The 25,909-nt window shown below is 72.4% G+C and carries 21 protein-coding genes, 1 tRNA gene and 1 riboswitch; of the genes, 12 read left to right on the top strand and 10 right to left on the bottom strand.

Annotated elements, in window-relative coordinates; genetic code table 11:
- Window positions 1–51 precede the first annotated feature (51 nt).
- The 3 genes from ACFC0D_RS33020 to sigJ all read right to left on the bottom strand — a co-directional run bounded on the left by ACFC0D_RS33020 (window position 52) and on the right by sigJ (window position 1,983).
- Window positions 52–264 (bottom strand): DUF4287 domain-containing protein, encoded by a 213-nt coding sequence (locus tag ACFC0D_RS33020; protein WP_376444093.1) that lies wholly within the window; start codon window positions 262–264, stop codon window positions 52–54.
- 67 nt (window positions 265–331) lie between these two features.
- Complete coding sequence (locus tag ACFC0D_RS33015; protein ID WP_376444090.1) at window positions 332–994, bottom strand: DUF998 domain-containing protein; 663 nt, start codon at window positions 992–994, stop codon at window positions 332–334.
- A gap of 98 nt (window positions 995–1,092) precedes the next feature.
- Window positions 1,093–1,983: an RNA polymerase sigma factor SigJ gene (gene sigJ, locus ACFC0D_RS33010; RefSeq protein ID WP_376444087.1), complete on the bottom strand. Its 891-nt coding sequence runs from the start codon at window positions 1,981–1,983 to the stop codon at window positions 1,093–1,095.
- Window positions 1,984–2,182: 199 nt separating this feature from the next.
- Here sigJ and ACFC0D_RS33005 point away from each other — a divergent pair, with 199 nt between their 5' ends.
- The 8 genes from ACFC0D_RS33005 to ACFC0D_RS32970 all read left to right on the top strand — a co-directional run bounded on the left by ACFC0D_RS33005 (window position 2,183) and on the right by ACFC0D_RS32970 (window position 9,226).
- Window positions 2,183–2,662: a rhodanese-like domain-containing protein gene (locus ACFC0D_RS33005; RefSeq protein ID WP_376444085.1), complete on the top strand. Its 480-nt coding sequence runs from the start codon at window positions 2,183–2,185 to the stop codon at window positions 2,660–2,662.
- 62 nt (window positions 2,663–2,724) lie between these two features.
- Window positions 2,725–2,798: transfer RNA gene (locus tag ACFC0D_RS33000), tRNA-Met, on the top strand.
- Between the two features lie 108 nt (window positions 2,799–2,906).
- Entirely contained in the window at window positions 2,907–3,647 is a 741-nt protein-coding gene (locus ACFC0D_RS32995) for a MerR family transcriptional regulator (protein WP_376444082.1), read from the top strand.
- A gap of 87 nt (window positions 3,648–3,734) precedes the next feature.
- Complete coding sequence (locus ACFC0D_RS32990; protein WP_376444079.1) at window positions 3,735–4,115, top strand: hypothetical protein; 381 nt, start codon at window positions 3,735–3,737, stop codon at window positions 4,113–4,115.
- Window positions 4,116–4,176: 61 nt separating this feature from the next.
- Entirely contained in the window at window positions 4,177–5,208 is a 1,032-nt protein-coding gene (locus tag ACFC0D_RS32985; protein ID WP_376444076.1) for a PLP-dependent cysteine synthase family protein, read from the top strand.
- Entirely contained in the window at window positions 5,205–6,428 is a 1,224-nt protein-coding gene (locus tag ACFC0D_RS32980; RefSeq protein ID WP_376444074.1) for an MFS transporter, read from the top strand. Before ACFC0D_RS32985 ends, ACFC0D_RS32980 begins: the two co-directional genes overlap by 4 nt.
- 114 nt (window positions 6,429–6,542) lie before the next feature.
- Window positions 6,543–7,760, top strand: coding sequence for a PP2C family protein-serine/threonine phosphatase (locus ACFC0D_RS32975; RefSeq protein WP_376444071.1), 1,218 nt, complete (start codon window positions 6,543–6,545; stop codon window positions 7,758–7,760).
- Window positions 7,761–7,972: 212 nt separating this feature from the next.
- Window positions 7,973–8,120, top strand: a riboswitch (cyclic di-AMP (ydaO/yuaA leader).
- 11 nt (window positions 8,121–8,131) lie between these two features.
- Window positions 8,132–9,226: a M23 family metallopeptidase gene (locus ACFC0D_RS32970; RefSeq protein WP_376444069.1), complete on the top strand. Its 1,095-nt coding sequence runs from the start codon at window positions 8,132–8,134 to the stop codon at window positions 9,224–9,226.
- A 245-nt stretch (window positions 9,227–9,471) separates the two neighbouring features.
- Here the strand turns inward: ACFC0D_RS32970 and ACFC0D_RS32965 are convergent, their stop codons facing one another.
- From ACFC0D_RS32965 to ACFC0D_RS32950, 4 genes are all read right to left on the bottom strand, one after another.
- The gene (locus ACFC0D_RS32965; RefSeq protein ID WP_376444066.1) at window positions 9,472–10,779 is read right to left on the bottom strand and encodes a PrsW family intramembrane metalloprotease; all 1,308 of its coding nucleotides are present in this window, start codon (window positions 10,777–10,779) and stop codon (window positions 9,472–9,474) included.
- A 58-nt stretch (window positions 10,780–10,837) separates the two neighbouring features.
- Window positions 10,838–11,629, bottom strand: coding sequence for a tRNA (guanosine(46)-N7)-methyltransferase TrmB (gene trmB, locus ACFC0D_RS32960; protein ID WP_376444101.1), 792 nt, complete (start codon window positions 11,627–11,629; stop codon window positions 10,838–10,840).
- A gap of 47 nt (window positions 11,630–11,676) precedes the next feature.
- Window positions 11,677–12,888: an L-2-hydroxyglutarate oxidase gene (gene lhgO / locus ACFC0D_RS32955; RefSeq protein ID WP_376444064.1), complete on the bottom strand. Its 1,212-nt coding sequence runs from the start codon at window positions 12,886–12,888 to the stop codon at window positions 11,677–11,679.
- A 69-nt stretch (window positions 12,889–12,957) separates the two neighbouring features.
- A complete protein-coding gene (locus ACFC0D_RS32950) occupies window positions 12,958–14,403 on the bottom strand; it encodes an MFS transporter (RefSeq protein ID WP_376444061.1) in 1,446 nt (481 codons plus the stop codon).
- A gap of 586 nt (window positions 14,404–14,989) precedes the next feature.
- Between ACFC0D_RS32950 and ACFC0D_RS32945 the strand changes: the two genes are divergently transcribed.
- A complete protein-coding gene (locus ACFC0D_RS32945; protein ID WP_376444058.1) occupies window positions 14,990–17,122 on the top strand; it encodes an asparagine synthase-related protein in 2,133 nt (710 codons plus the stop codon).
- A 48-nt stretch (window positions 17,123–17,170) separates the two neighbouring features.
- Here ACFC0D_RS32945 and ACFC0D_RS32940 read toward each other — a convergent pair whose 3' ends face one another.
- Together ACFC0D_RS32940 and ACFC0D_RS32935 are read right to left on the bottom strand one after the other, a co-directional pair.
- Window positions 17,171–19,159 carry a sigma-70 family RNA polymerase sigma factor gene (locus ACFC0D_RS32940; RefSeq protein WP_376444056.1) on the bottom strand — a complete coding sequence of 663 codons (1,989 nt, stop codon included), beginning with the start codon at window positions 19,157–19,159 and terminating at the stop codon, window positions 17,171–17,173.
- Window positions 19,160–19,400: 241 nt separating this feature from the next.
- Window positions 19,401–20,165, bottom strand: coding sequence for a TetR/AcrR family transcriptional regulator (locus tag ACFC0D_RS32935; protein WP_376444098.1), 765 nt, complete (start codon window positions 20,163–20,165; stop codon window positions 19,401–19,403).
- A 319-nt stretch (window positions 20,166–20,484) separates the two neighbouring features.
- Between ACFC0D_RS32935 and ACFC0D_RS32930 the strand changes: the two genes are divergently transcribed.
- Both ACFC0D_RS32930 and ACFC0D_RS32925 read left to right on the top strand, forming a co-directional pair.
- Window positions 20,485–21,885 (top strand): NAD(P)/FAD-dependent oxidoreductase, encoded by a 1,401-nt coding sequence (locus tag ACFC0D_RS32930; RefSeq protein WP_376444054.1) that lies wholly within the window; start codon window positions 20,485–20,487, stop codon window positions 21,883–21,885.
- A 107-nt stretch (window positions 21,886–21,992) separates the two neighbouring features.
- Complete coding sequence (locus tag ACFC0D_RS32925) at window positions 21,993–23,618, top strand: SpoIIE family protein phosphatase (RefSeq protein WP_376444051.1); 1,626 nt, start codon at window positions 21,993–21,995, stop codon at window positions 23,616–23,618.
- 4 nt (window positions 23,619–23,622) lie between these two features.
- On the opposite strand, the gene ACFC0D_RS32920 is transcribed toward ACFC0D_RS32925, so the two are convergent.
- Complete coding sequence (locus ACFC0D_RS32920; protein ID WP_376444095.1) at window positions 23,623–24,897, bottom strand: MFS transporter; 1,275 nt, start codon at window positions 24,895–24,897, stop codon at window positions 23,623–23,625.
- Between the two features lie 143 nt (window positions 24,898–25,040).
- On the opposite strand from ACFC0D_RS32920, the gene ACFC0D_RS32915 reads away from it, so the two are divergent.
- On the top strand, window positions 25,041–25,607 hold the full coding sequence (locus ACFC0D_RS32915; protein WP_376444049.1) for a MarR family winged helix-turn-helix transcriptional regulator: 567 nt from the start codon (window positions 25,041–25,043) through the stop codon (window positions 25,605–25,607).
- Window positions 25,608–25,909: the final 302 nt, after the last annotated feature.

Raw genomic sequence — 25,909 nt, 5'->3', positions numbered from 1 at the left:
GCCCCGCCCGGTTCCGACCGGGCGGGGCGCTTCGGCGTTCGCCGGGTGTGGCTACTTGCCGCTGTCCTCGGCCAGAGTGTGGGCGACGAGGGCGTTGGCATGACCGTGGCCCAGGCCGTGTTCGGACTTGAGCCAGGAGACGAGCTCCATGTGCTTGGTCAGCGGGGAGGAGCGGATGAGGGTCTTCCACTCGGAGATCGCGCGGCCGTACTTCTTCTCGATCGAGGGGAAGTAGGAGGCAGGGCCCTTCACGGCGTCGGTCATTCGGATACCCGTTTCGTCAGTCGGCGGTCTTGGTCGTGTCGAGGATGGCCGGAGCCCCGCGGTCCGGCTATTCGGTTCGTGCCCCCGTGGTCAGACGGGCCGTCACCGCGGTCAGCCACAGGAGGCCGAGGCCCGCGCCGGTGGTGAAGGCCAGGACGGAGGCGGCGGAGCCCGCGAAGCCGGCGAGGACGGCCACGGGTGCGAGGCGGGAGGCCAGGGCCCAGCCGCGGTGGCCGCGGGCGGCGAGCGGGCGGGCCAGGACGAGGAACGCCGCGCACAGGGCGAGGTAGCCGATCATCCCGGCGAACATGTGGGCCGCGCCGTGCGCGCTCATCGTGGGAACCCCCTCGGGGGCGCCGACCGGGAAGCCGGCCCCGGCGTCGGCCGGCAAGGCCGCCGCGGCCAGGAACGAGACCCCGAACACGCCCACCAGGACCGGGGCCCAGGTCCGGCCCGGCTCTCTTCGCAGCGCCTGGCGCAGCCCGAGCGCCCCACCGATCAGCAGGGCGCCGACGAGCAGGAAGTTCACCGTCTGGATCCACCCCAGGTCCCCGAGCGCGAGCTGGCTGATCGCGTTGCGGGTGAAGTCGAAGCCCTCGCGCGAGAGCCCCTGGACCACACCCGCACCGAGGAACAGCGGGCCCGCCACCATGCCGCCGACCGACACGGCCCTCGCCGCCGGACGCGGAACGACCACGGACTGGTGCGGAGTGCTGAGCGTGTGGGTCATGACGCGCCTTCCTCGTTTCGGAGTAGTCGCGTATATGACCGACCTCGAAGGGTGAACTCATCGGTGCATGGTGTGCGGTGGGTCACACCTGTCCGCTCTCAGTCCTCCAGGCCCGGCAGCCCCAGCGTCGCCAGGCGCTCCGGGTCGACGATGATCTGGATCTCCACGATGCGCTCGTCCACGACCGTGAAGGACATCAGCCCGGCCCTCTGGCCGTCCACGTAGGAGACGATGCCCGGGGCGCCGTTGACCAGCACCTTGCGGTACGCACGGCGGAAGCGGGCGAAGGTGAGCGCCTGGTTGACGACCGCCTCGGCGCCGCGGATCAGCCGCGAGGCCGCCGCGAGGACCTTGCCGCCGTCCGCGCGCAGGACCACGTCCGGGTCGAGGACCGCGAGCAGGCCCTCGAAGTCACCGCCCTGGGAGGCCGCCATGAAGGCGTCGACGACCTGGCGCTGCCGGGTGAGGTCGGGCGCCGGGGCCGGTGCCGCGCTCTGGACGCGGCGGCGGGCCCGGCTGGCGAGCTGGCGCGTCGCCGCCGGGGTGCGGTCCACGATCGGGGCGATCTCGTCGAAGGAGACCGCGAACATGTCGTGCAGGACGAAGGCGAGGCGCTCGGCAGGACCCAGCGTCTCCAGGACCACGAGCAGCGCGAGCCCCACCGAGTCGGTGAGCAGCGCCTCCTCCTCGGGGTCGCGGGTGGTGCCCTCCGCGCCCCGGACCAGCGGATCGGGGACGTAGTACTCCAGCGGGTCCTCGCGGCGGGAGGACCGTGAGCGCAGCAAGTCGAGGCAGACCCGTCCGACGACCGTCGTCAGCCAGCCGCTGAGGTTCCGCACCTCGCTGATGTCGGAGCGGCTGAGCTTGAGCCATGCCTCCTGGACGGCGTCCTCGGCCTCGCTCAGCGACCCCAGCATCCGGTACGCGACCGCCTTCAGATGGGTGCGGTCGGCCTGGAAGCGCTCGGCCAGGAGGTCCTTCTCGTCCATCGGTGTCTCCCTCGTCGATGCCCGTCACCGAGATGACGGACGGCGCCCGCGAAACGTGACCGGTCCGCACCCTCGAGACGTCCGCTGCGTGAGATCCCCTGTCGTCCCCCGGCGAACGCCCCGAATTCCCCGGCGGATCGGTCTCCGTACCGGGAATTGCCACTTCAGCGTCGTGATCTTCGACCGTAGATTTTCATGCATGACGACAACCGCGCAGGTCAACGCCGTACTTCGTACCCCGCCCGCCTCTCCCCGGGACGCGGCCGCCTACTTCTCCGCCGGCCTTGCCTTCCATGCCGACGTCTCCGATGTCGCGAGCGCCCTCGCCGCCGACGGCGACCCCGGCTTCGTGGTGATCGACTCCCGCTCCACCGCGTCCTGGGACCAGGGTCACGTCCCCGGCGCGATCCACCTGCCGACCGCGCTGATCGCGGAGCAGGCCGAGCAGCTGCTCGACAGGTCCGTGCCGGTGGTCACCTACTGCTGGGGTCCCGGCTGCAACGGCGCCACGCGCGCCGCGCTCGCCCTGGCCCAACTGGGCTACCAGGTCAAGGAGATGCTCGGTGGCTTCGAGTACTGGGTCCGCGAGGGCTTCCCGTACGAGACGTGGGAGGGCCCCGAGAAGAAGGACGCGGACCCGCTGACGGCCCCGGTCGACGCCGAGGACTGCGGCTGCTGAGGCCGTGCCGGGAAAACCGATTAGGGGATCGGCCCACCATGCCGTAAGGTCATATTCACCGACGCGGGGTGGAGCAGCTCGGTAGCTCGCTGGGCTCATAACCCAGAGGTCGCAGGTTCAAATCCTGTCCCCGCTACTCAGTAGCAAACGAAGGCCCGGATCCATTCACTGGATCCGGGCCTTCGTCGTGTTGCCACCCCTCACGCTTGACCTTTACGCAACGTCAAGATTTAGCGTTTTCCCCATGGAGTGGTCGATCCAGGAGATCGCCAAGAAGGCCGGCACCACCAGCCGCACTCTCCGGCACTACGGAGAGCGCGGACTGCTGGAGCCGAGCCGGATCGGCGCCAACGGTTACCGGTACTACGACCAGGCGGCGCTCGTGCGGCTGCAGCGCATCCTGCTGCTGCGCGAGCTCGGGCTCTCGCTGCCCGCCATCGCCGAGGTCCTGGAGGGTCAGCGGGACACGCCCGCGGCTCTGCGCACCCATCTGCTCCTCCTCGAACAGGAGCGGGAGCGGATCGGGCGGCAGATCGAGGCGGTGCGGACCACTCTCCACAAGACGGAGAACGGAGAGGAACTCATGGCGGAAGAAGTGTTCGACGGATTCGATCACACGCAGTACGAGGCGGAGGTCACCGAGCGCTGGGGCCGCGACGCGTACGAGAAGGGCGACCGCTGGTGGCGCTCGCTCAGCGCCGAGCAGAAGCAGGCGTTCATGGACGAGCAGGCCGGCATCGCCCGCGACTTCGGGCGGGCGGCGCGGGACGGCCTCGCCGCCGACAGCGACGAGGTCCAGGCGATCGCACGGCGCCAGGTCGCGTGGCTGTCGACGACCACGACGCCGACGAAGGAGTACGTGATCGGCCTCGGCCAGATGTACGTCGACGACCCGCGCTTCGGCCGGAACTACGACAAGCACGGCGAGGGCACCGTTCTCCTCGTCCGCGACGCGATGAAGGTCTACGCGGAGCGGAACCTGTAAGGGCGTCGCGCCCGAAGTAAACGGTGTCCAAAACCGGGCACGCCTCTTTGCGGCTGTGCACCGCCACGCCGTAGTGTCACGCGCACCATGCGTGACGAGACAGTGATCGACGTACGACGGCGGGCGCCCGCCGTCCTCGTCCTGCTCGCGCTCCTCGCCCTGCTGGTGAGCGTCTGCCACGGGACGCAGGGGCATCATCCGCTCGCCGCCCCGGACGACACGACCACCGTCACCGCCCCCGCCCTGCCGCACGGCTGCGAGCGCCCCGGGGAGACGTGGTCCTTCGACATCCATCTGCCCGCCCAGACGGTCCCGCAGCCCGCTGCGTCCGATGCGGGCGGAGCCGTACTCCTCGCCGACGACGAGGTCTTCCCCGCCGATCCGCGGGCGCGCTGCGTCCGTGACCGGGCGGGACCCGGCCCCGAGCCGGGCCGGCTGCTGATCACCCTCGGAGTGGACCGGAACTGAGCCGGGTCGCACGACACGACCAGGCTCCCTTTCGGCGTACCCACTCAAGGACGTACTCCTGATGAACAACCTGCTGCCCGGAAGTCCTCTCTCCGTCGCCGCGCAGACCGTCGGCAACACCCCCGTGCTGTGGATGGACGACGGCTACTGGGCCAAGCTCGAAGGCTTCAACTTCGGCGGTATCAAGGACCGCGCCGCCCTCCACATGGTCGAACAGGCCCGCCGTCGCGGAGAGCTGCGGCCCGGCGCGCCCGTCGTCGAGTCGACCTCCGGCACCCTCGGCCTCGGCCTCGCGCTGGCCGGCGTGCTGCACGGCCACCCCGTCCATGTCGTCACCGACCCCGGTCTCGAGCCGATCGTCGAGCGGATGCTCGTCGCCCACGGCGCCACCGTCCATGTCGTTCCTGAGCCGAGCCCGCGGGGCGGCTGGCAGCAGGCGCGGATGGACCGGGTGGCGGAGCTGCTCGCGGCCCTCGACGGGGCGTGGTGGCCGAACCAGTACGGCAACCCCGACAACCCCGAGGCGTACGGCGGGCTCGCGGCGGAGCTCTCCACGCAGCTCGACCGGATCGACGTCCTGGTCTGCGCGGTGGGGACGGGCGGGCACTCCGCGGGCATCTCCCGCGCGCTGCGCGCCACGTCCAGCCCCGCCCTGGAGCTGGTCGGCGTGGACAGCGTCCACTCCACCGTCTTCGGCCTCCCGGCCGGTGAGCGCCTGATGCGCGGGCTCGGCTCCTCCATCCATCCCGGCAACGTCGACCACGCCGCCTTCGACGAGATCCACTGGGTCGGTCCGGCCGACGCGGTCCGGGCGGCCCGGCGCCTGGCGTCGCGTCAGTTCGCCACCGGCGGCTGGAGCGTGGGCGCGGTCGCGCTCGTCGCCGGATGGCTGGCCCGCACCCGCCCGCGCGGGACACGGATCGCGGCCGTCTTCCCCGACGGGCCCCAGCGCTACTTCGACACGGTCTTCAGCGACGAGTTCTGCGCGGCGTACGGGCTGCTCGACGCCCCGACGCGCGAGGAGCCGGCGGCGTACGAGGGTGACGTCCGGGTCGACGGCTGGACCCGCCGGGTCCTGGAGCGGGTCCGATGAGCACCGAGGCCTCGGCCCCCGCCAAGGGCGGGATCTGGCGCCAGAGCCGTACGTTCGAGCCCGCGGTACGGCTGCTCTTCCTCAACCAGCTGACGATCAACCTCGGCTTCTACATGCTGATGCCGTACCTCGCCGCTCATCTCGCCGACGGCCTCGGGATGGCGGCCTGGGCCGTCGGACTCGTCCTCGGCGTACGGAACCTCTCCCAGCAGGGCATGTTCCTGGTCGGCGGGGCGCTCGCCGACCGGCTCGGCTTCAAGCCGCTGATCGTCGCGGGCTGCGCGCTGCGGACGGCCGGCTTCGGGGCGCTCGCCTTCGCCCAGTCGCTGCCGGTGCTGGTCGCCGCCTCGGTGGCGACGGGCCTGGCGGGGGCGCTGTTCAACCCGGCCGTGCGGGCGTATCTCGCGGCGGAGGCGGGGGAGCGACGCGTGGAGGCGTTCGCGCTGTTCAACACGTACTACCAGGCCGGGATCCTGCTCGGGCCGCTGGTGGGGGTGGCGCTGACGGGGGTGTCGTTCCGGCTGACGTGCGTGGTGGCGGCGGTGCTGTTCGCCGTACTGACGCTGGTGCAGCTGCGGCACCTTCCGGTACGGGGGAAGCCGGCGGAGGCGGTCGAGGAGCGGGGCCAGTTCCGTACGGTGCTGACCAACCGCACCTTCTGGCTCTTCTCGCTGGCGATGACCGGCTCGTACGTCCTGTCCTTCCAGGTCTATCTGGCGCTGCCGCTCGCGGCGGACGGCACGGCGGCGACGACCGCGCTCTTCGTCGTCTCCGCGCTCGTCGCGCTGGCCGGCCAGCTGCGGATCACGGCCTGGTGCGCGCGCCGGCTGAGCCGTGAGCGGTGTCTGGTCCTCGGCCTCGTGCTGATGGGCGCGGCTTTCCTGCCGCCGGTGGCCGTGCCCGGGCTCGGGGGGCTGCTGCTGTGCGCGGCGGCCCTGGCGGTCGCGAACGCGGTGCTGTACCCGTACGAGATGGACACGGTCGTCGCGCTCTCGGGCGGGCGGTGGGTGGCCACGCACTACGGGCTCTACAACACCGTCTGCGGGATCGGGATCACGCTCGGGAACCTGGGGACGGGCGCGCTGCTCGATGTGACCGGGTGGTCGGCGACGCCGTGGCTGGTGCTGTGCGGGGTCGGGTTGGCGTGCGCGTGCGCGGTGGGGGCCCTGGGGCGCGGCGGACGGCTGAGCGCGGACGCGGTCCCGGGCGCTCGGGGGTAAGGGCCGGGGGCGCGCGGAGGTGAAGGGCGGGGGCGTAGGGGTGAGCGGCTGAGGAGGTGTCACCCACTCGGCCGAGCGGGGGTCGCCGCGCGGCGCGGCTCCCGCCACCCTGGGGTGGGCGCGGTACCGTCCGTCGCCGTGTACGGACCGGGCAGGAGAGCACAGGTGGGGCAGGGGCAGCGAGGCGCGGGCGGCGACGTGAACGGGCGTCCGCGGCCGCGAGCCGAGCAGGCCCGGCGGTTCATCCGGGCCCTGCCCCCACTCGTCATCCTCGGCGGTGTCGTCTTCGACCTCTCCACCCCGCCCTCGTACACGGCGGCCCCGATGTTCTCGGCCGCTCCGCTCATCGCGGCCCCGTTCTTCTCGATGCTCACGACCCTGCTCACCGGCATCGCCGCGATCCTGGCCGGCGTCGGTCTGCACCTCTACAACCACACGGCCACCGAAGTTCCCTCCCTCACCGAGACGTTCACCGTCGCCACCGTCGCCGCCCTCGCCCTGCTCATCAACCGGGTCGTCCTGCGCAGCGGCGAGCGGCTCGCCTCGGCCCGGGTGATCGCGGCGGCCGCCCAGAAGGCGGTCCTGCCGACGCCGGCCGAGCGGATCGGCGGCCTTCAGGTGGCGGCTCGTTACGAGGCCGCGCAGGCGGACGCGTTCATCGGCGGCGATCTGTTCGCCGTCCAGGACACTCCGTACGGGGTGCGGCTCGTGGTCGGTGACGTACGGGGCAAGGGGCTGGACGCGGTCGAGGCGGTCGCCATCGTGATCGGGGCCTTCCGGGAGGCGGCCGAGCAGGAGGCGACCCTCGAGGGCGTCGCGCAGCGGCTGGAGCGGGCGCTGGCCCGGGAGGGCACGCGGCGCTCCAGCCTCGACGCCTTCGAGGGGTTCACCACGGCCGTCCTGGCCGAGATCCCGCGCGTGGACGGACACGTACGGGTGGTGAACCGCGGTCACCCCGAGCCGCTGCTGCTGCACGCGGACGGGGGCCTGGAGCTTCTGGCGCCGAGCGAGCCGGCGCTGCCGCTCGGCATGGGCGAGTTGGCCGCCTGGCCGGACCGGGCGGACGAGAGCCCGTACCCGCCCGGCGCGACGCTGCTCTTCTACACCGACGGGCTGTCCGAGGCGCGCGACGCCGAGGGCACCTTCTACGATCCGGCCGAGCGGCTCGCCGGCCGGATCTTCCCGGGTCCCGAGGAGCTGCTGGACGCGCTCGTCGACGACGTCCGTCGCTACACGGGCGGCGGCTCCACGGACGACATGGCGCTGCTCGCCGTGAGCCGTCCGGCGACCGGGCAGCCGGAGCGGCGGCGGACGATGCCGGTGGTGCCGTGACCATGCGTAGTGGAGAGGTACCGCTGCGATAACAACTGACACACTGTCAGTTCCAACTCTTTCAGGCAGGGGTTAACTGAAGCGGGGTCAAATCGGGCTGTACTGCCTCAATCCCTTGAATGATCACTCGGAACAGCTTGGAATCCGGCCCTCCTGTCTATTAACGTTCGATAACGCAGCGCGGTCGTCCCAGCCGTCGCAAGAGACGGCACCGTGCGCACGCGCCGAATCCTGAAAAGGAACCGGGGAACCACCACTTGGGGTGAATCGGGCACCGTCGCATCCGTGCGACACCGCTCGTAGGAGACCTTCCTGCTCCGAACCCGTCAGCTAACCCGGTAGGCGAGAAGGAAGGAAAGGAGTACGCCTCCGTGGCGTCCAACACCCCTGCCCCCGAAGACACCTTCGACGGGTTCCAAGCGTTCGGTGCGCCGGGCGCCGCCGGTACGGACGACACCACGACGTGGGGGGAGTGGAACCCCACCGAGGACTCCCTTCGCCAGCAGGCCCGCTCCGGTGGCCGCCACCGGGTCGTGAAGCAGCGCTCCGCCTTCGCCCGCTCCTCCACCGTCCTCGGCGTCGGTGTCATCGCGGCCGTCGGCGCGGGTGGCATGGCCACCGCCAAGGACAAGCCCCCGGTCTCCATATCGCTCCCGGACCTGAACCTCCCGGACGCCTCCGAACTGCCGGGCGTCGGCGAGCTCATCTCCGACGAGGACGGCGCCGACGGTACGGGTTCCGGGACGAACAACCCGCAGCCGCTCACCGCCTCCCTCACCCTCTCGGCCGACAGCGCCGAGAAGACCGGCGGCGGTTCCGCGTCCGAGTCCACCGCCGACGCCGGCGAGGCGCTGCGCGCCCGCATCCTCCAGCAGGCCGAGCAGCAGCAGGCCTCCGCCGACGCGGCCGAGAAGGCCGAGGCGGAGAAGCAGGCCGCCGAGAAGGCAGCGGCCGAGGCGGCGGCGAAGGCCTCCGCGGCCGAGAAGGCCGCCGCCGAGGCGAAGAAGAAGGCGGAGGCGGAGGCAGCGGCCAAGGCCGAGGCGGAGCGGCTGGCCAAGCTCGCCGCGAGCTACTCCCTGCCCACGTCCTCGTACACCCTCACCTCCACCTACGGCCAGTCCGGCTCCATGTGGTCCTCCGGCTACCACACGGGCCTCGACTTCGCGGCGCCCACCGGCACCCCGGTCAAGGCGGTCCACGGCGGCACCATCAAGTCGGCGGGCTGGTCGGGCTCGTACGGCTACCGGATCGTCCTCGAGCTGGAGGACGGCTCGGAGGTCTGGTACGCGCACCTGTCCTCGATGACGGTGAGCGTGGGCCAGTCGGTGGGCACGGGCGAGACGATCGGCCGTGTCGGCGCGACCGGCAACGTGACCGGGCCGCACCTGCACCTGGAGGTCCACACCGCGGGCGGCGACGGCATCGACCCGGCCGCCTGGCTGCGGGACAAGGGCCTGTCGGTCTGATCCGGCCGGGAATCCCAGGCCGCTGAGGCCGCCGAGTCTTCGACGCGCCCCCACGCTCTTCGCGCGGGGGCGCGTCCCTCGTTGCGCTCCCCACGACTCCGGCGGTTCTGCGGCACCCCCACGATTCAGGCGGTCCTGGCGCTACCCCCGACGTCAGGGGTGCCGGAACACCGCATCATCCGCGGTGCCGTCGGCGTCCGGCCGCGCCCGACATGCGGCCGACCGACCCGGAGGCGCCCCGCGATCTAGCTCCGGTACGGGTTGTAGCCGCCGTAGTCGAGGTACTGGGGCGGCGCCCAGACCTGGCCCGTCGCCCGCGCGGCGTAGGTCAGGGCGGGGGATGCGACCGCCTTGCGCTGCCAGAGGTGGTGGAGCAGCTCCTGCTCACGGGCGAGGAAGTCAGGTGCGCCCGCGCCGCGCTGGGCGCGGTGGCGCAGGAAGGCGAGGGTCGTCGCGAACGCCTCGTACTCCCCGACCGCTACGGCGGCCGCCGGGCCGTACGTGCGGCGGGCGAAGTCGCGGGCGAGGGAGCGGGCCCGCATCGAGGAGAGCGCGAGCGGCTCGGCGGGGGAGAGCCAGCCGGCCGCCGCGTACGCCGGGAGCTGCCCGGATATCGTGCGCAGCTCCCGCTGCCTGCTCCATATCGCCAGCCAGGTCAGCAGACCGAACGCGGGCACCATGAAGATGCCGTACACGACGATGAAGCCCCACGGTCCGAGGACGGTCGCCGAGCTGTTCCACAGGGCGTGCACGCCCATCGAGAGGACGAGACCGGCGACCGGCAGCAGGACGCGCCGCACGCGCTGGCGCCGGGCGGCGAGGGCGGCGAAGCCGAAGCCGAGGCCGGTGAGCACGGTGAAGAGCGGATGCGCGAACGGCGACATCACGATCCGTGCGAAGAAGGTGCCCGCGGTCATCGAGCCGATGCCGGTCGTGCCGATCTCCTGGTCCTCGCCGAAGGCCCGGCCGAGATAGAGGATGTTCTCGGTGAAGGCGAAGCCGCTTGCGGTGAGGCCGGCGATCACGACGCCGTCGACGAGACCGGTGAACTCGCGGCGGCGCAGCAGGAAGATCAGCAGTACGGCGGCGGCCTTGGCGCTCTCCTCGACCACCGGTGCCACGACCGTGGCGCCGAGGGTGTCGGCGGACGCGGGGTCGGCCGTGGCGGTGGCTATCCAGCGGACCGCGAAGGAGTTGGCGATGATCGAGACGAGCGCGGCGGCGAAGGCGCCCCAGCAGAACGCGAAGATCAGGTTCCGCCACGGGCCGGGTTCGACGCGGTCGAGCCAGCGGAATGCGGCGACCAGCAGAGGGACGGGCAGGACGGCCAGGCCGAGGCCGACGAGGAACCCCTCGGTGCCGGTCTGGTCCCGCACGATCGCGAGGATCACCAGCGCGCAGAGCGTGAGCAGCGTGACCACGGCGACCGCCCGGACCACCTTGCTGCGCCAGAACGCTCGGCGGGGCCGGTAACGCCACTGGGCGCGGTCCGGGACAGCCGTGAAGTCGGGCTCCTCGGTGTCCCGGGCAGGGACGGGCACGTGGTTCGACACGTGATCGACCCTAACGACAGGGACTGACACCCCGCGAGGGAGTTCCGCCCTCGACGTCCTACTTCCTGGCGAAGAGCAGGTCGTGCACGAGGTGGCCCTTGTCGAGGCCCTGCCCCTCGAAGCGGGTGAGGGGACGGAAGGCGGGGCGGGGTGCGTAGCCGCCGTCGGCCTGCGTGTTCTCGAAGTCGGGGTGGGCGGAGAGGACCTCGAGCATCTGCTCGGCGTACTCCTCCCAGTCGGTGGCGCAGTGCAGGACGGCGCCGGGCTTCATCCGCGTCGCGAGCAGCGTGAGGAACTCGGGCTGGATCAGGCGCCGCTTGTGGTGGCGCTTCTTGGGCCACGGGTCCGGGAAGTAGACGCGGCAGCCGTCGAGGGCGTCGGTGCCGAGCATCTCGCGCAGCAGGATGATCGCGTCTCCGTTGGCGACGCGGACGTTCTCGAGCCCGTTGCGGTCGGCGAGACCGAGGAGGTTGCCCTGACCGGGGGTGTGGACGTCCACGGCGAGGATGCCGGTGCCGGGGTCGGCGGCGGCCATCTCGGCCGTGGCCTCGCCCATGCCGAAGCCGATCTCCAGGACGACGGGGAGGCCGCCGAACATCTCCTTCAGATCGAGGATCCGCTTGCCGTCGATGTCGAGACCCCAGTCGGGCCACCGCTTGAGCATTGCCTCGGCCTGCCCCGCGGTGACGCGGCTGCGGCGGGGCTGGAAGCTGCGGATGCGCCGTTCGTGGTGCGAACCGGCGGGATCGGGCAGGGGCCCTTCCCCGGCGGCGAACCTCTGGCTGCCCCGCTGGAAGACGACGGGCTCGGCGGCGGGGCGGGTGGCGGTTTCTCGAGACTCAGACACAATGCCCCCAATTCTACGGGCGCGCTCACCCCGCTCCGCTGTGGCGAGGACTACATAAAGGACAGTGCCCTCGTGGCGATCTCCCGGCCGATCGGGAGGGACGCCGTCGCCGCCGGGCTCGGGGCGTTCAGCACGTGGATCGTCCGCGGGGCCTCGCGGATCAGGAAGTCGTCCAGCAGCGTGCCGTCCCGCAGCACCGCCTGCGCCCGCACCCCCGCCTGCGCCCGCCGCAGATCCGTTTCCTCCACCACCGGCAGCAGCCTGCGCACCGCCTCCGTGAAGGCCCGCTTCGACAGCGACCGGCGCAGCTCACCCGCTCCGTACCGCCAGTGCTCCCGTGCGATCTGCCACGATCCGGGCCACGCCAGCGTCCCCGCCAATTCGCCGGGCCGGACGGTGGACCAGCCGTACCCCTCGCGAGCCAGCGCCGGCACCGCGTTCGGCCCCACGTGCACACCGCCGTCGACGCCCCGCGTCAGATGGACCCCGAGGAAGGGGAAGGCCGGGTCAGGCACCGGGTAGACCAGGCCGCGCACCAGCGAGGGGTCCGCCAGCTCGAAGTACTCCCCGCGGAAGGGGACGATCCGCATCCCCGGCTCGTCGCCCGCGAGCCGGGCCACCCGGTCGCAGTGCAACCCCGCGCAGTTCACCAGGACCCGCCCCCGCACCACCGCCCCGGCGGCCGTACGGACGGCGACGCCCCAGGGCCGGCGGTCGATCGCGGTGACCTCGGAGCCGTACAGGATCCGCGCCCCGGAGGACTCGGCGAGCTGCGCCGCCACCGCTCCGTAGTCGCAGATCCCGGTCGTGCCGACATGGATCGCGGCGAGCCCCCGCACCCGCGGCTCGTACTCGCTGATCTGCGCGGGGCCCAGCTCGCGCACCGGGATGCCGTTCTCCCGGCCGCGCTGCACGAGCGCGTGCAGCCGGGGCAGCTCGTCGCGCCCGGTCGCGACGATCAGCTTGCCCGTGACCTCGTACGGCAGGCCGTACTCCGCGCAGAACTTGACCATCTCGGCCGCCCCCGCGACCGCGAACCGTGCCTTCAGGGACCCCGGGCGGTAGTAGATCCCGCTGTGGATCACGCCGCTGTTCCGCCCCGTCTGGTGGCGGGCCGGGCCGTGCTCCTTCTCCAGGACCGTCACGCGGGTACCGGGCGCGGAGCGGGTCAGCGCGTACGCCGTCGACAGACCGACGATCCCGCCGCCGACGACGAGCACGTCGCAGTCCACGTCGCGTACGGACCGTGCGGACACCGACACCTGCACCACCTCCCACCCCGATAGTGCACTGACCCACTGACAATCCCGTTAAACCCGGTGGGACACGCGTCACGCCGGAGTCATCAGCAGTGGACGGGCCCGCTCCCTCAGCTCGATGACCCTCGGCTCGTCCCCGTACGGCTCCAGGCGGTGCAGAAGATCCCGTACGTACTCGGTGGTGCGGGCGGACGAGATACGGCCCGCCACTTCCACCGCGCGCGTGCCCGCCGCGCACGCCGCGTCCAGATTGCCCGACTCCAGCTCGGCCACCGCCGACACCACGAGCCGCAGTCCGTGCGAGCGGACGAACTCCTCCGTCGGCCGGGACAGCGCCTGCTCGGTGAAGCGGCGCACCTGGCGCGGGGCCTTCAGGTCCCGGTAGCACTCGGCGGCGTCCGCGCAGAACCGGTCGTACGAGTAGAAGCCCAGCCACGACGGGTCGGCGTCGCCCTCCCGTGAGCGCTCCAGCCAGCCCTCTGCCGCCTTGAGCGCGGCCGCGGCCGCCGGCCCGTCGCCGGCCTTGGCGTGCGCCCTGGCCTCTACGAGCCGGAAGAAGGACATGGTGCGGGCGGTGGCGAGCCCCCGGTTGCGCTCCAGGGCGGCTTGGGCCAGGTCCACGCCCTCGTCGGCGAAGCCCCGGTAGGTGGCCTGGAGGGACATGGACGCGAGGACGTATCCGCCGAGCGGCACGTCGGCCGCGGCGCGCGCCAGCCGCAGCGCCTGGATGTAGTAGCGCTGGGCGGCCTCCTGCTGGCCGGTGTCGAAGGCCATCCAGCCGGCCAGCCGGGTCAGCTCGGCCGTCGCGCCGAACAGGGCCCGCCCGACCTCGTCCGAGTACGAGCCGAGCAGCAGCGGGGCGGCATCGACCCGTAAGCACTCCGGGACCATCGAGGAACGCCAGTCGCCGCCCCCGTACTTGGAGTCCCAGCGGCGCGCGTCCTCGGCCGCCTCGCGGAGCTTGGCGACGTCGCTGTGCCCCACGCGCGCGTGGGGGCCGGTCTCGGGTCCTTCGGGCACCAGGCCTTCGGCGGGTTCGAGCAGCCGCTCGACGGACGCGTCGGCGGGCGTTATCAGCCACCGGGAGGCGGGGGTCGCATAGGCGCTGACCGCGAAGGATCCCGCGAGCGACTGCCAGATCCCGCCGCCGCCGGCCCGTCGGCCCGCGAGGTCGAGACGGTACAGCTCGGTGGCCGAGCGGACCGCCTCACCCACGTCGCGCGGGAAGGCGAGACCCACCTCGGGCGCCGGGTCGGCGTCGGCGAGGCCGATCTCGTGCAGCGGCACCGGCCGGCCGAGCTTCTGGCCGATCGCGGCCGCGATCAGATGCGGCGCGGCGCCCTGCGGCACCATGCCCTTCGACACCCACCGGGCCACCGAGGTCTTGTCGTACCGAAGAGTCAGTCCCCGTTGTGCCCCGAGGTCGTTGACGCGCCGGGCGAGGCCGGCGTTGCTGATTCCCGCGAGGGCGAGAACCGTGCCGAGCTTTTCGTTCGGCCCGCGTTGCTCCCTGGACATGACGCCACCCCTCGACACCCAAGACGGCCGCCACGACGCCGGGCATAGGCGTGCGGCATTCGTAAACACAGCGTAGTTCGCCGCATCCCTACCGTTAAGGGGCGGAGTTCCGTATGGCGGGATTGTTGTGTGAACAGACGGATGGGGGACGGATGGCGTAGTGACGTCGGCGCGTGGAACGCGGGGTGGCGCCCGTGGGGCGGCTCCGGGCGCGTGCTCCGGTTGTGTGGCCGTGCGCCCGGCCGTGCGCTCTCGCCCGGTCGGAGCGGGAGCGCTTCCATGAGTGCTGCGTGGGTCGGCCCACCCGGCTGTGGACCGGTGGGCTGGGGGATACCGCCGCCCCGCTCCCCGCGGGCGGCGGACGGCTCCGGGAGGCGGACAGCGCCTCCCGGACTGCCGGACACTTCCCGGACAGACGGCTACTCCTGGCGCTGCTGAGAATGGCCGAATGACGACGGTGGCCGAAGCGGCCGCAACTGTCCCATGCCAGGGGCGCATTCACCTTTGCGCGCGCGACCCCGGAGCCCCTCCTGTGCGCCGTTGTCGTGGCAGCATGTTCCTCCACTGAACTGACGTGGAGGCGCCGATGCGATGGCTGGTGGGCTGGAGCAGTGTCGCCGCGAGCTTCGGTCCGACGGGTACGGCCGGCGCCGTGGGGGGTGCGGCCTCCGAGGGGCGCACGGTCCAGCCGGTGGGCGCACAGCTCCTGTGGGGTGACCCCGATCCCCTCTGGGCGGTCGGCGACTGGCGCCCCGACGAGGTCCGGCTGATCAGCATCGACGCACACACCCGCCTCGCCGTACTGGGGTGTTGCGCCGCGAGCGACGAGGAGCTGAGGGTCGGGCTCCTCACCGCACGCGGGGGCGCGCTGCGCCATCTCACCGCATGGGCCGGCAGCTACACGGCGGTCGTGAAGGTCGGCCGCCGGATCACCGTCACGGGCGATCTGGCGGGCGCCCGGCCGGTGTTCCACACCCCGTGGGCCAACGGCACGGCGTACGCCACCGCCGCCCTGCCCCTCGCGGACCTCATCGAGGCCCAGCTCGACATCGGGCATCTGGCCGCGCTCCTCGCGTGCCCCGAGACCCCGGAGGCGCTGCGCGACTCCACACCGTACGAAGGGGTGAAGCGGGTGCCGCCCGGGCACGCGCTGATCCTGCGCGAGGGTTCGCGCGAGATCACCGGCTACGAGGCGGTGGCCTCGCTCGCGGTCGCCGCCGCCGAGGTCGAGCCGCGCCGGGCGGTGGAGGGCGTACGGGACGCGCTGGTCGACGCCGTACGGGCCCGGCTCACCGCTCCCCGGCACGCGCCGGACTTCCCGCTTCCGGACCCCGGGCCCGTCCCCGGCATGGGGCCCGCCGAGCGGCGGGCGGCCCGGGGCGGCGGCCCCGCACCCGGGATCGGAGCGGACCTCTCCGGGGGCAGCGCTTCGGGCACGCTCGCGCTGCTGGCGGCCGGCCTCCCGGGCGTGCCCGGGACGATCCTCGGTCACGGCACGGGCGCGGGGGAGCGGCTGCTCGCCGTCACCTTCAACGACCTCACCGCCCAGGGAGGCCCGGACGGCGCTCCGGGCCGGGAGGACGAGCTGGAGCGGGCCCGGGCGATTGCGGAGAACCCGCGGCTGCACCATGTGGTCGTGGCGGCCGGCGAGGAGGCGCTGCCCTACGCGGAGCTGGACGGTCCGCTGACCGACGAGCCGGGCCCCTCGCTCGTCTTCGCCGACCGGCACCGGCGGCGCCTCGCGGGCGGCAGCGCGGACCACTTCACGGGCCTGGGGGCCCGTCAGGTCCTGGACGCGCACCCGGCGCGCCTCGCCGATCTGCTGATGGACCGGCGGCGCAGGTCGCTGGTGCGCCCGGTGACGGCACTCGCCAAGGCCACCGGCCCGTCGGCGGGTTCACTGCTGGTGCCGCTGACGGTCTACCGGGCGGCGCGTCGGCTCGCCCGTACCCCCTACCGCTCGGGCCTGGAGGTGGCGGCGACACGGCTCCTGGAGGCCAACCGCCCGGGGCAGGGGGCCTTCGGTCCCCTGGAGGCGTCCCTCTCCGCCCTGACCTGGTCCCGTCCCGGCCCCGCGGCACGCTGGCTCACCGGTGAGGCACTGGCTGAAGTATCGGTTCGCCTGAACCGGGCCGCGACCCTGCCGACATCGGTGCAGCGACCGGGGGAGGCACGCGCGCGTGCGGCGCTCGCCCGGGCGGCGGCCGACCACCGGGTCCTGGAACAGGCGGCGGAGATCCGCAGCCAGCGACTGCACGCGCCCTTCCTCGACAACCAGGTCGTACGGGCCTGCCGCGACCTCCCCGAATCCCTGCGCGTCCAGCCGGGCGCCCGGGCGGCCGTCCTGCGCACCGTCCTCGCGGGGGCGGGCATCCACGACCTCCCGCCGGGCTGGGGCACGCCGAACCCCGCGGTCCCGGCCTCGGCCGTCCGCGCGGGCCTGCGCGCCGCGCTCCCCGACCTCATGGCCCTTTTCTCGGCCCCGCTCCTCGCCGACGCGGGCCTGATCGAGGCCCGCGTGGTCCGCAAGGCCCTCCGCGCGGCCTCCGAGGGCGAACCGGTCCCCCTGGACGGCCTGGCCGACCTCGTCTCCACCGAGCTCTGGCTCCACCGCCTCCTCGCCCGCCGCGGCACCTGCTGGACGGGCACGGCGGCCCCTCCGCGGCAACGGGCGGTGGTGGGCCCGCTGGTGCCGTCGACGCGGTCGCTTCCGGCGTGAGGGCCACGGGCGACCCGCCGCCCGGGCTGGGCGACCCGCCGCCCCGGCTCAGGCGCAGCTGATCTGCGACTGCGCCCAGTCCGCCACCGCGGCCCGTCCGAACGGCGTGTGCTCCTCCACGACCAGACGGATCGTCCTGCGGCCCGCGATGCCCACATGGACCGGGACCGCCGGGTCGCCCGGCCGGAGCACGTCCGAGCGCCAGAGCCGTTCGTCGTCGCCGTAGACGGAGAAGCGGATGCCGCCGGCCCTGAGGGGCGCGCTCAGGTCGTCGATGCCGACGACCGCGTCATAGCCGGTGCACCGGCGGTTGAGATCGATCGTGACGGAGGACGGCGCGTGCACGCTCACCCCGTGCGCGTACCGCGTGCCGTCGATCGCCAGACCGTCGCGCTGCCACATCCAGGTGCTGTCCCCGAGCCGTACCTCCGGCTCGGTGCCGTCACCGAAGATCCCGTAGTCCAGCCGGTTGACCTGGTACACGGCGGGCGGAGCGGGCGGCGGGGTCGGCTTCGGCGGGCTGGGCTTCGGCTTCGGCGCGGGGGCCGGCGGGGTCGGCCTCGGCGTGGGCGTGGGGCTGGGCTTGGGCGGCGGAGGGGGCGGCGTGGGCGTCGGTGTCGGCTCCGGGGCCTGTACGGGCGGCGCCGGCGGCGGAGTGGGCTTGGGCGTCGGCTTCGGCGGCGGGGTCGGCTCCGGGGGTACGACGGGCACGACGGCCGGCGGCGACGGCACGGGCTGCGCGACCGGCTGCGGATCCCCGGACAGCGCCCACACCAGACCGGCGGTCGCAGCAACCGCCACGGCCGCAGCGATGCCGGCCTTCGCGGGAGCGCCGAGCCCCTCGGCCACGGCGGCGGAGGACGCCCCGGCCGTGCTCGACGAACCGGCCCCCGTCGCGGCGGCGGCCGCACCGGCACCCGCCGCGCCCGCCACACCACCGGCCACGATGCCCGCGGCCTTGAGCGAGTACCCGGCGGCGAACCAGCCGATGACGGCGACCGGCAGCAGCGCGGGGATCCCGGCGTTGACGTGGGCCAGTTCACCGGCGGCGAGCCGGCACTTGACGCACTCCTCCAGGTGCTTGCGCAGCCCCCGCTCGGCCCGCATCCGCAGCCCGCCGCGCGCATAGGCGCCGAGCCGGTCGGCGTAGCGGGAGCAGTCCCCGCCGGCGGTGAGGGACTGGCTGACATGGGCCTGGAGGTACGCCTGCTTGAGGCCCTCGCGGGCCCGACTGGCGAGCACGGCGGTGGCGTTGGCGGTCAGGCCGAACAGCGGCGCGACCTCGCTCGGCGACTCCTCCTCGACGGTGGTGTGCCACAGCACGGCCTGCCACCGCTCGGGCAGCGAGCGGAACGCCTGCATGGCCAGGGACTGCTCGGCCTCGTGCATGGCATGGACGTCGGCGCCGAGATCGAGGCCCGCTCTGAAGGACGCGTTCTGGTCGGAGACCTCGGAGCCGCGAGCGGCCTGCGCCGCGAACACCGCGAAGTCGTCGACCAGATGCTCCCGCTTCTGTGTCCGCGTCCAGTTCGCGGCCACCCGGCGGACCGTGGTCAGGAGGTAGGCACGCACGGCCTGCTCGGGCCCCGCCCCGCCCCGTACGGCCTGGAGTGTCCGGGCGAACACCTCCGCCGTCAGGTCGTCGGCGGTGTGCGCGTCGCGGCAGCACGTCCCGGCGTAGCGCCGTACGGCCTCGGAGTGGCGGCGGAACAGCTCTTCGTACGCGCTGTCGTCGCCGTCCCGCATCAGCTGGATGAGATCGGCGTCGGACGGCGGCAGTTCGACGGGCGGCGGCAGTACGGAGTCGGGCTCGCCGGCACCTTCGCCGACCGGTCCGAGCCGTCGTTCACGCTGCGTGGGCACGCTCGGATCGGCGGGCCCCGGAACGGCGAGCCCCTGCGAGGCGGCCGGCCTGCCCGTGGGCGCACCGGAGGAGCCTCCTGGCCCGCCCTGGCTCGGCACCTGCCGGGAAGGCAGGCCCCCGGTCTCCGTGGCACCGCCGTTGCCCAGCGGTTCGTCCCGACCGTCACCGCTCATCGCGGAAGCCCCCGTACGCACGCTCAGACTCGAACACGGGCACAGCGTGCCACAGAGCGCAGGCGGGTCGAACCCTCCCGTCCACTTACCACTCGTCCGGGGCGACTTGCTATATCCGGGCGTAACCGTTCATCCGTTCGTGGAATGCTCAACGGTCCGCCCGGACCATCCGACGCCCCGGCCGTCACCCGCTGCCGCAGGCCCGGCCGTCACCCGCTACCGCAGGCCCGGCCGTCACCCGCTACCGCGAGCGCAGACCCTCCAGGAGGATGTCCAGGAGCCGGGCCGAGGCCGCCGCCTGCTGCGCCGCGTCCGGCAGCGCGGGCGCCGCCGTGGCTATGACGAGCAGGACGTCCGCCACGGTCACGTCGGTCCGCAGCTCGCCCGCCTCACGGGCCCGGTCGACCAGCCGCCCGACGACCTCCAGGAGCTCCGCGGCTCCCGCGTCGTCCTGCTCGGACTCGGGCACCGCCCGCGGTCCGACGACTCGCTGCTCGGCCTGGTCGCCGAAACCCCGCTGGTGCGGTACGCGCCTCTCGTCCTCCGCCGACCGCGCCGGCAGCACCAGGTCGTCCGCGTCCACACCCACCCGCAGGATGTGCGGTGGCAGCAGCCTTCCGGCGCCCGAGGCGACCGACGTGCGCAGGAAACGGGAGAGCGCCGACCAGGGCTCTTCCTCCTGACCGAGAGCCGCACGGGCCTGGTCCGTCAGCCGGGAGGTCTCCTCCTCGGCGATCCGGCGCACCAGGACGTCCTTGCTCGGGAAGCGGCGGTAGACCGTGCCGACACCGACCCGGGCCCTACGGGCCACGTCCTCCATCGGTGCCCCGTAACCGAGTTCGCCGAAGACCTCGCGCGCAGCGCGCAGGACGTGCTCCAGATTCCGCTGCGCGTCCACGCGCAGCGGAGCCGAGCGGCCGACGTGCGCCGACGCTCCCGTCCGTCCGTTGACCGAGCCGTCCGTCGTGCCGACGACGGCCTGCCAACGTGAATCCTGCATGTGCATAAGCGTTCCCCCGCTCATGATGTCTCCCCCCGGAGACTCCCCGCCCTGACACGGGATCGACCGGACCGTCCCACGCACTGGTCTACGCGCAGCGATCCGATACCCCGACGAGGTACGAACATAGTTGAGTCGAGGTCAATTCAGAAGGGGGAGTTCCGTACGGTGCGCCCCCCGATCGGAGCAAGGGCCTGAACTCTCCCGATTATGACCCCCCGACGCACCCCACACGCCCACCCTGACCTGCGTACTTCCCGCCGCACACACCTCACGCGCCACCCCACGCCTCCACGCCCCACCGGTCACACAATTTGCCGGGCCTGTGGACAAACCCCGAACGGCGTTGCGTCATGGGACAGTGACCGAACCTGTGCGCATTCTCGTTGTCGGCGGTGGCTACGTCGGGATGTACACCGCGCTGCGCCTCCAGCGGCAGCTCAAGGCCGAGCTCAGAAGCGGTGCGGCCGAGATCGTCGTGGTCACGCCCGAGCCGTACATGACGTACCAGCCCTTCCTCCCCGAAGCGGCCGCCGGCTCGATCTCCCCGCGCCATGTCGTCGTCCCGCTCCGCCGCGTCCTCGACAAGTGCCGGATCGTCATCGGCGAGGTCCACGCCGTCGACCACGCCAAGCGGACCGCGACCCTCTCCACCCTCGCCACCGAGGAGGAAGGAACGGGGAACATCCGGCTCACCTACGACGAACTGGTCATCGCGCCCGGCTCGATCTCCCGCACCCTCCCCGTCCCCGGCCTCGCCGACTACGCCATCGGCTTCAAGACCGTCGAGGAGGCCATCGGACTGCGCAACCACGTCATCGAACAGATGGACATCGCCTCCTCCACCCGCGACCCGGGCCTGCGCGACGCCGCCCTCACCTTCGTCTTCGTCGGAGGCGGCTACGCGGGCGTGGAGGCCCTCGCCGAGCTGGAGGACATGGCCCGCTACACCGCGCGGTACTACCACAACGTCAAGCCCGAGGACCTGAAATGGGTCCTGGTCGAGGCGTCCGACCGGATCCTGCCCGAGGTCGGCGAGAAGATGGGCAAGTACGCGATCCGCGAGCTGCGGGGCCGCAACATCGACGTACGTCTCGAGACCCGCCTCGAGTCCTGCGAGGACCGGATCGCCGTCCTCAGCGACGGCACACGCCTCCCGACCCGTACGGTCGTCTGGACCGCCGGCGTCAAACCCGCACCGGTCCTCGCCGCCACCGACCTACCGCTCAACGGCCGCGGCCGGCTCACCTGCACGGCACAACTGACCGTCGACGGCGTCGAACACGCCTGGGCGGCCGGCGACGCGGCCGCCGTCCCCGACATCACCGCGGAGGAGCCGGGCACCGAGTGCGCGCCGAACGCGCAGCACGCCCTGCGCCAAACCAAGGTGCTCGCCGAGAACATCGCCGCCTCCCTCCGCGGACAGCCGCTCAAGGAGTACGCCCACAAATACGCGGGCTCCGTCGCCTCCCTCGGCCTTCACAAGGGGGTGGCGCACGTCTACGGTCGCAAACTCAAGGGCTACCCGGCCTGGTTCATGCACCGCGCCTACCACCTCAGCCGCGTCCCCACCTTCAACCGGAAGGCCCGTGTCCTGGCCGAATGGACCCTGTCCGGCCTGTTCAAGCGGGAGATCGTCTCGCTCGGCTCGCTGGAACACCCGCGCGCCGAGTTCGAACTCGCCGCCGCGCCCCCGCCGCCCAAGAACGGCCCGAAGCCCGACTGACACCGATGTCAGTGCGGTCGGTCACACTGGACGTGTGACCATAGGTGGGCTCACACCTGCACAGAGTGACTCAGCACGGCCAACGACACCACGAGGCATACAGATCCGTGAACTTCACCCGTTGGAGCGCCCGACTCCCCGGCACGCAGCGCCGCACGGCGGCGCGGGGGACCGAGGGCTCCGTGCCCGCGGCCCGCGGGGAGTACGAGCAGCAGCCTGAGCCCCTCCCCGACGAAGTCCCCGCCCTGGAGGACTTCTCCGTACGGGAGATCATCGGCCGACTCCCCGGCCTCGTCGCGCTCGTGCACGGCTCCGAGCACCGCATCGCCTATGTGAACGACGCGTACGCCGCCGCCTTCGGACCCCGCCCCACCGGGGCCACCGTCGCCGACGTCTGCCCCGAGGCCCACGAGTTGGGACTGCTGCCGCTGATGGACCAGGTCCTGCGCAGCGGGAAGCCGCGCACGGTCAAGTCCCGCAAGACCCAGGACGGCGGCTCGTACACCGTCACCTGCCTGCCCGTGGACTCCCCGCGCTTCGACGGCGGCGCCGTCCTCGTGCACGCCGCCGACGTCACCGACCACGCCGAAGCCGCCGAGCGGCTGCGGGCCAGCGAGCGCCGCCACCGCGAAACCGCCGTCACCCTCCAGCGCTCCCTGCTCCCGCAGGAGCTGGAACAGCCCGACGACCTGCGGATCGCCGCCACGTACCAGCCCGGCGGCACGGACGCGGCGGTCGGCGGCGACTGGTACGACGTCATCACCCTCGGCGCGGGACGCACCGCACTCGTCATCGGCGACGTGATGGGCCGCGGCGTGCGCGCCGCCGCCGTCATGGGACAGCTCCGCACCGCCGTCCGCGCCTACGCCCGGCTCGACCTGCCCCCGCACGAAGTGCTCCAGCTGCTCGACGGCCTCGCCGCCGAGATCGACGCCAGCCAGATCGCCACCTGCGTCTACGCGGTCCATGACCCGAACGAGGGCAAGCTCGTCTACGCCTCCGCCGGCCACCTCCCGATCCTCGTCAGGGACGAGGACGGCACGGTCCGCCGCGCCGAGGACCCCACCGGCCCGCCGCTCGGTACCGGCGGCTGGCTGCACACCTCCGGCACGATCGCCCTGCCCCCCGGTTCCACCGCCGTCCTCTATACGGACGGCCTGGTCGAACGCCGCCGCGAGGACATCGACGAAGGCGTCGCCGCACTGGAGCGCGCCCTGTCCGGCGCGCTCGGCACCCCGCAGGTCGTCTGCGACCGTCTGCTGCGTTCGCTCGGCGTCACCGCGGAGCACGACGACGACGTGGCGGTCCTGGTGGTCCAGCACCCCGCACGAAAGGGAGCGGACGCCGAGCTCTTCCACAACGCGGCCCTGGAGCTCCTCGGCGGAGTGGAGGCCGCCCCACGCGCGCGTGCCTTCGCGTCGGGCGTCCTCTCCAGCTGGCGCTTCCCGGTCGAACTGCGCGACCTCGGCGTCCTCGCCACCAGCGAACTGGTGGCGAACTCCCTCAAGCACGGGACCCCGCCGATGCGGCTGCGGCTGCGCCGTACCGACCGGCGTCTGATCATCGAGGTCACGGACGGCGACGACCATCTGCCGCGCCGCCGCAAGGCGGAAACGGAGGACGAGGCGGGTCGCGGAATCTCGATCATCGCGACGATCGCCTCGTCCTGGGGAAGCCGCCGTACGCCCGGAGGCGGCAAAGCGGTCTGGTGCGAGTTCGCCCTGCCCGACTGACGGGTCAGGCGGAGACGCTCTCCTTCTCCGGCAGGTGCTGGGCCACGACCCGGGAGGTCTTCGTGGCCAGGGACGGCTGGTCCTGCACCGGCGTGAGCTGCCTGCCGAGCCGCAGCGCCAGGTACGTGATCCCGAGCGAGAAGAGCACGAAGGTCACGATGTACGGCCCGTGCAGCGAGGCCCCCATGGGCCCGCCCACGGCCGGCCCGACGGCCAGCGCGAGCTGCTTGACCAGAGCGAACGCCGAGTTGTACTGCCCGACCATCGACTCCGGAGCCAGGTCGGCCACCAGCGGCGCCACGGTCGGCGACAGCATCGCCTCACCGAGCCCGAAGAGGGCGTACGTGGAGATGAAGGCCGCGGTCGCCATCGCCTGGCTGCCGTGCCCGAGCCCCGCGTACCCGGCGATCACCCACGCCACGGCCCAGATCAGACCGACGGCCGCGATCACCCGCGAGCGGCGACGACGCTCGACGAACCGCAGCACCACGAACTGCGCGACGACGATGACGGCCGTGTTGGCGGCCAGCGCGATCCCGAGCGTCGACGGCTGGATGCCTGCGGCCTCGGTGCCGTACGCCGCGAGACCCGACTCGAACTGCCCGTAGCAGGCGAAGAACAGCACGAAGCCGAGGACGCAGAGCTGGACCATGGCCTTGTGCCCGAGCAGCGCCCGGACGCCGCCGCCCTTGCCGGCGGGGCGGGTGCCCTGCAGGGCGGGGGAGCCCGGCATCCGCACGGTCAGCACGATCCCGGCGAGCACCAGGAACATCACGGCTTCGATGGAGAAGAGAAGAAGGAAGCTGTCCGGCCGGCTCGCGTCGACGAGCTGGCCGCCGATCAGACCACCGACGCCGAGTCCGAGGTTCTGCAGGAAGAACTGCATGGCGAAGGAACGCGTACGGGTGGCCGGGTCCGAGCACCAGACGATCATCGTCGCGAGGGCCGGCTGCATCACGGCGGTACCGGCACCGAGCAGCGCAGCCGAGCCGACGGCGGCGGGCACGCTCTCCGAGAGCCCCATGCCCAGAGCGCCGAGGGACGCGAGGACGGCGGCGACCAGAAGGACGGGGACCGGACCGCGCCGGTCGATGGCCCGCCCGCTGAAGGGCAGCACCACGAGCGCGGCCATGGCGAAGACGGCGAGCACGATGCCCGCCGTGGAAGCACCCAGGTCCCGCACCTGAGCGACATACACATAGAGGTACGGAACGGTGAAGCCGAGTCCGAACGCGCTCAGCGCGCTGCCTGCCTGGATCCGGCGCATCGCTGCACCCATCGCCTTGGTCACACTCACCCACTTCGATCGACGGTTCAGCTCTGTAGGCATCAACCGTGAAGACTTCAACAGTAAAATTAGATCCTTAACAATACACATGGAAGGACTTCAATGCCAACGAGGACCCGTGGGATACTCCCCGCATGTCCGACAACCCCGAGCAGCCCGGCCCGCAGCCCCTGCAGGAGCCGAGCCTCGACGAACAGATCGCGGCCTATCAGCGCGAGTTCCGCGAGCTCGACCCCCAGGTCGAGAAGGTGGTCTCCGCCCTGGGCCGGCTGAACCGGCGCATGAACGTGGCGTACGGCCGCCAGCTCGCCGACCTCGGCATCAGCAACGCCGAGTGGGAGGTCCTCAAGACCCTCGTCCTGGCCGGCGCCCCCTATCGCCTGGGCCCCGGGGAGCTGGCCAAGCGCCTCGGCCTGACCCCCGCCGCCATGACCCACCGCATCGACCGGATGGCCGGCGAGGGTCTCGTCACCCGAGACCGCGACGAGAACAACCGCGTACGGGTGATCGTGGAGCTCACCGACGAGGGCCGCTCGAAGTGGCTCGAGGCGATGCGCATGGCGACGGACTTCGAGGAGAAGCTCCTCCAGGACCTGACGAGCGAGGAGCGCGGCGGCCTCGGCGACATGCTGATCCGCCTCCTCCGCAGGGTCGAACACACCCAGCCGGACGCGGGCGGCCGGCTCACCGACCTGGACTGAGACGCCTGGCAGGCCTCTGGAGGCGACGCCCGAAGAGGCCACCGGGGCGGGGTTGACACGCACCCGCCGTATCCGTAGTGTTCTCCGAGTTGTCACGGGGCCGGAACGGTTCTGCGACAGCCACTCCCGCCGCTGATGCGGCACCTCTACTCAGCACGATCTCCCAGCCGGGACGAATTTCGGCATGCCGAAATTCATTTCGATTGACTCGATTATGAGTCGCCCGGGAAATCCGCTAGAGTTTGAGCGTCGGAACGGCCCAACAGCCGCAAAGACAACCCACTCTGACTGGGAATCAGGCC

This window comes from Streptomyces sp. NPDC056222 (assembly GCF_042264065.1).
GTDB lineage: Bacteria > Actinomycetota > Actinomycetes > Streptomycetales > Streptomycetaceae > Streptomyces.
Note: the sequence above shows the minus strand (reverse complement) of the source record. Positions and strands in the feature narration are given on the sequence as shown.

What these genes read in the sequence shown, in the direction of transcription:
- ACFC0D_RS32950 (WP_376444061.1), bottom strand. Translation starts at nt 14,403, where the DNA reads ATGTCCAGGGAGCAACGCGGGCCGAACGAAAAGCTCGGCACGGTTCTC.
- ACFC0D_RS32995 (WP_376444082.1), top strand. Translation starts at nt 2,907, where the DNA reads ATGGAGTGGTCGATCCAGGAGATCGCCAAGAAGGCCGGCACCACCAGC.
- ACFC0D_RS32990 (WP_376444079.1), top strand. Translation starts at nt 3,735, where the DNA reads ATGCGTGACGAGACAGTGATCGACGTACGACGGCGGGCGCCCGCCGTC.
- ACFC0D_RS32945 (WP_376444058.1), top strand. Translation starts at nt 14,990, where the DNA reads ATGCGATGGCTGGTGGGCTGGAGCAGTGTCGCCGCGAGCTTCGGTCCG.
- ACFC0D_RS32935 (WP_376444098.1), bottom strand. Translation starts at nt 20,165, where the DNA reads ATGCACATGCAGGATTCACGTTGGCAGGCCGTCGTCGGCACGACGGAC.
- ACFC0D_RS33015 (WP_376444090.1), bottom strand. Translation starts at nt 994, where the DNA reads ATGACCCACACGCTCAGCACTCCGCACCAGTCCGTGGTCGTTCCGCGT.
- ACFC0D_RS32915 (WP_376444049.1), top strand. Translation starts at nt 25,041, where the DNA reads ATGTCCGACAACCCCGAGCAGCCCGGCCCGCAGCCCCTGCAGGAGCCG.
- ACFC0D_RS32985 (WP_376444076.1), top strand. Translation starts at nt 4,177, where the DNA reads ATGAACAACCTGCTGCCCGGAAGTCCTCTCTCCGTCGCCGCGCAGACC.
- ACFC0D_RS33020 (WP_376444093.1), bottom strand. Translation starts at nt 264, where the DNA reads ATGACCGACGCCGTGAAGGGCCCTGCCTCCTACTTCCCCTCGATCGAG.
- sigJ (WP_376444087.1), bottom strand. Translation starts at nt 1,983, where the DNA reads ATGGACGAGAAGGACCTCCTGGCCGAGCGCTTCCAGGCCGACCGCACC.
- ACFC0D_RS32980 (WP_376444074.1), top strand. Translation starts at nt 5,205, where the DNA reads ATGAGCACCGAGGCCTCGGCCCCCGCCAAGGGCGGGATCTGGCGCCAG.
- ACFC0D_RS32920 (WP_376444095.1), bottom strand. Translation starts at nt 24,897, where the DNA reads ATGGGTGCAGCGATGCGCCGGATCCAGGCAGGCAGCGCGCTGAGCGCG.
- ACFC0D_RS33005 (WP_376444085.1), top strand. Translation starts at nt 2,183, where the DNA reads ATGACGACAACCGCGCAGGTCAACGCCGTACTTCGTACCCCGCCCGCC.
- ACFC0D_RS32940 (WP_376444056.1), bottom strand. Translation starts at nt 19,159, where the DNA reads ATGAGCGGTGACGGTCGGGACGAACCGCTGGGCAACGGCGGTGCCACG.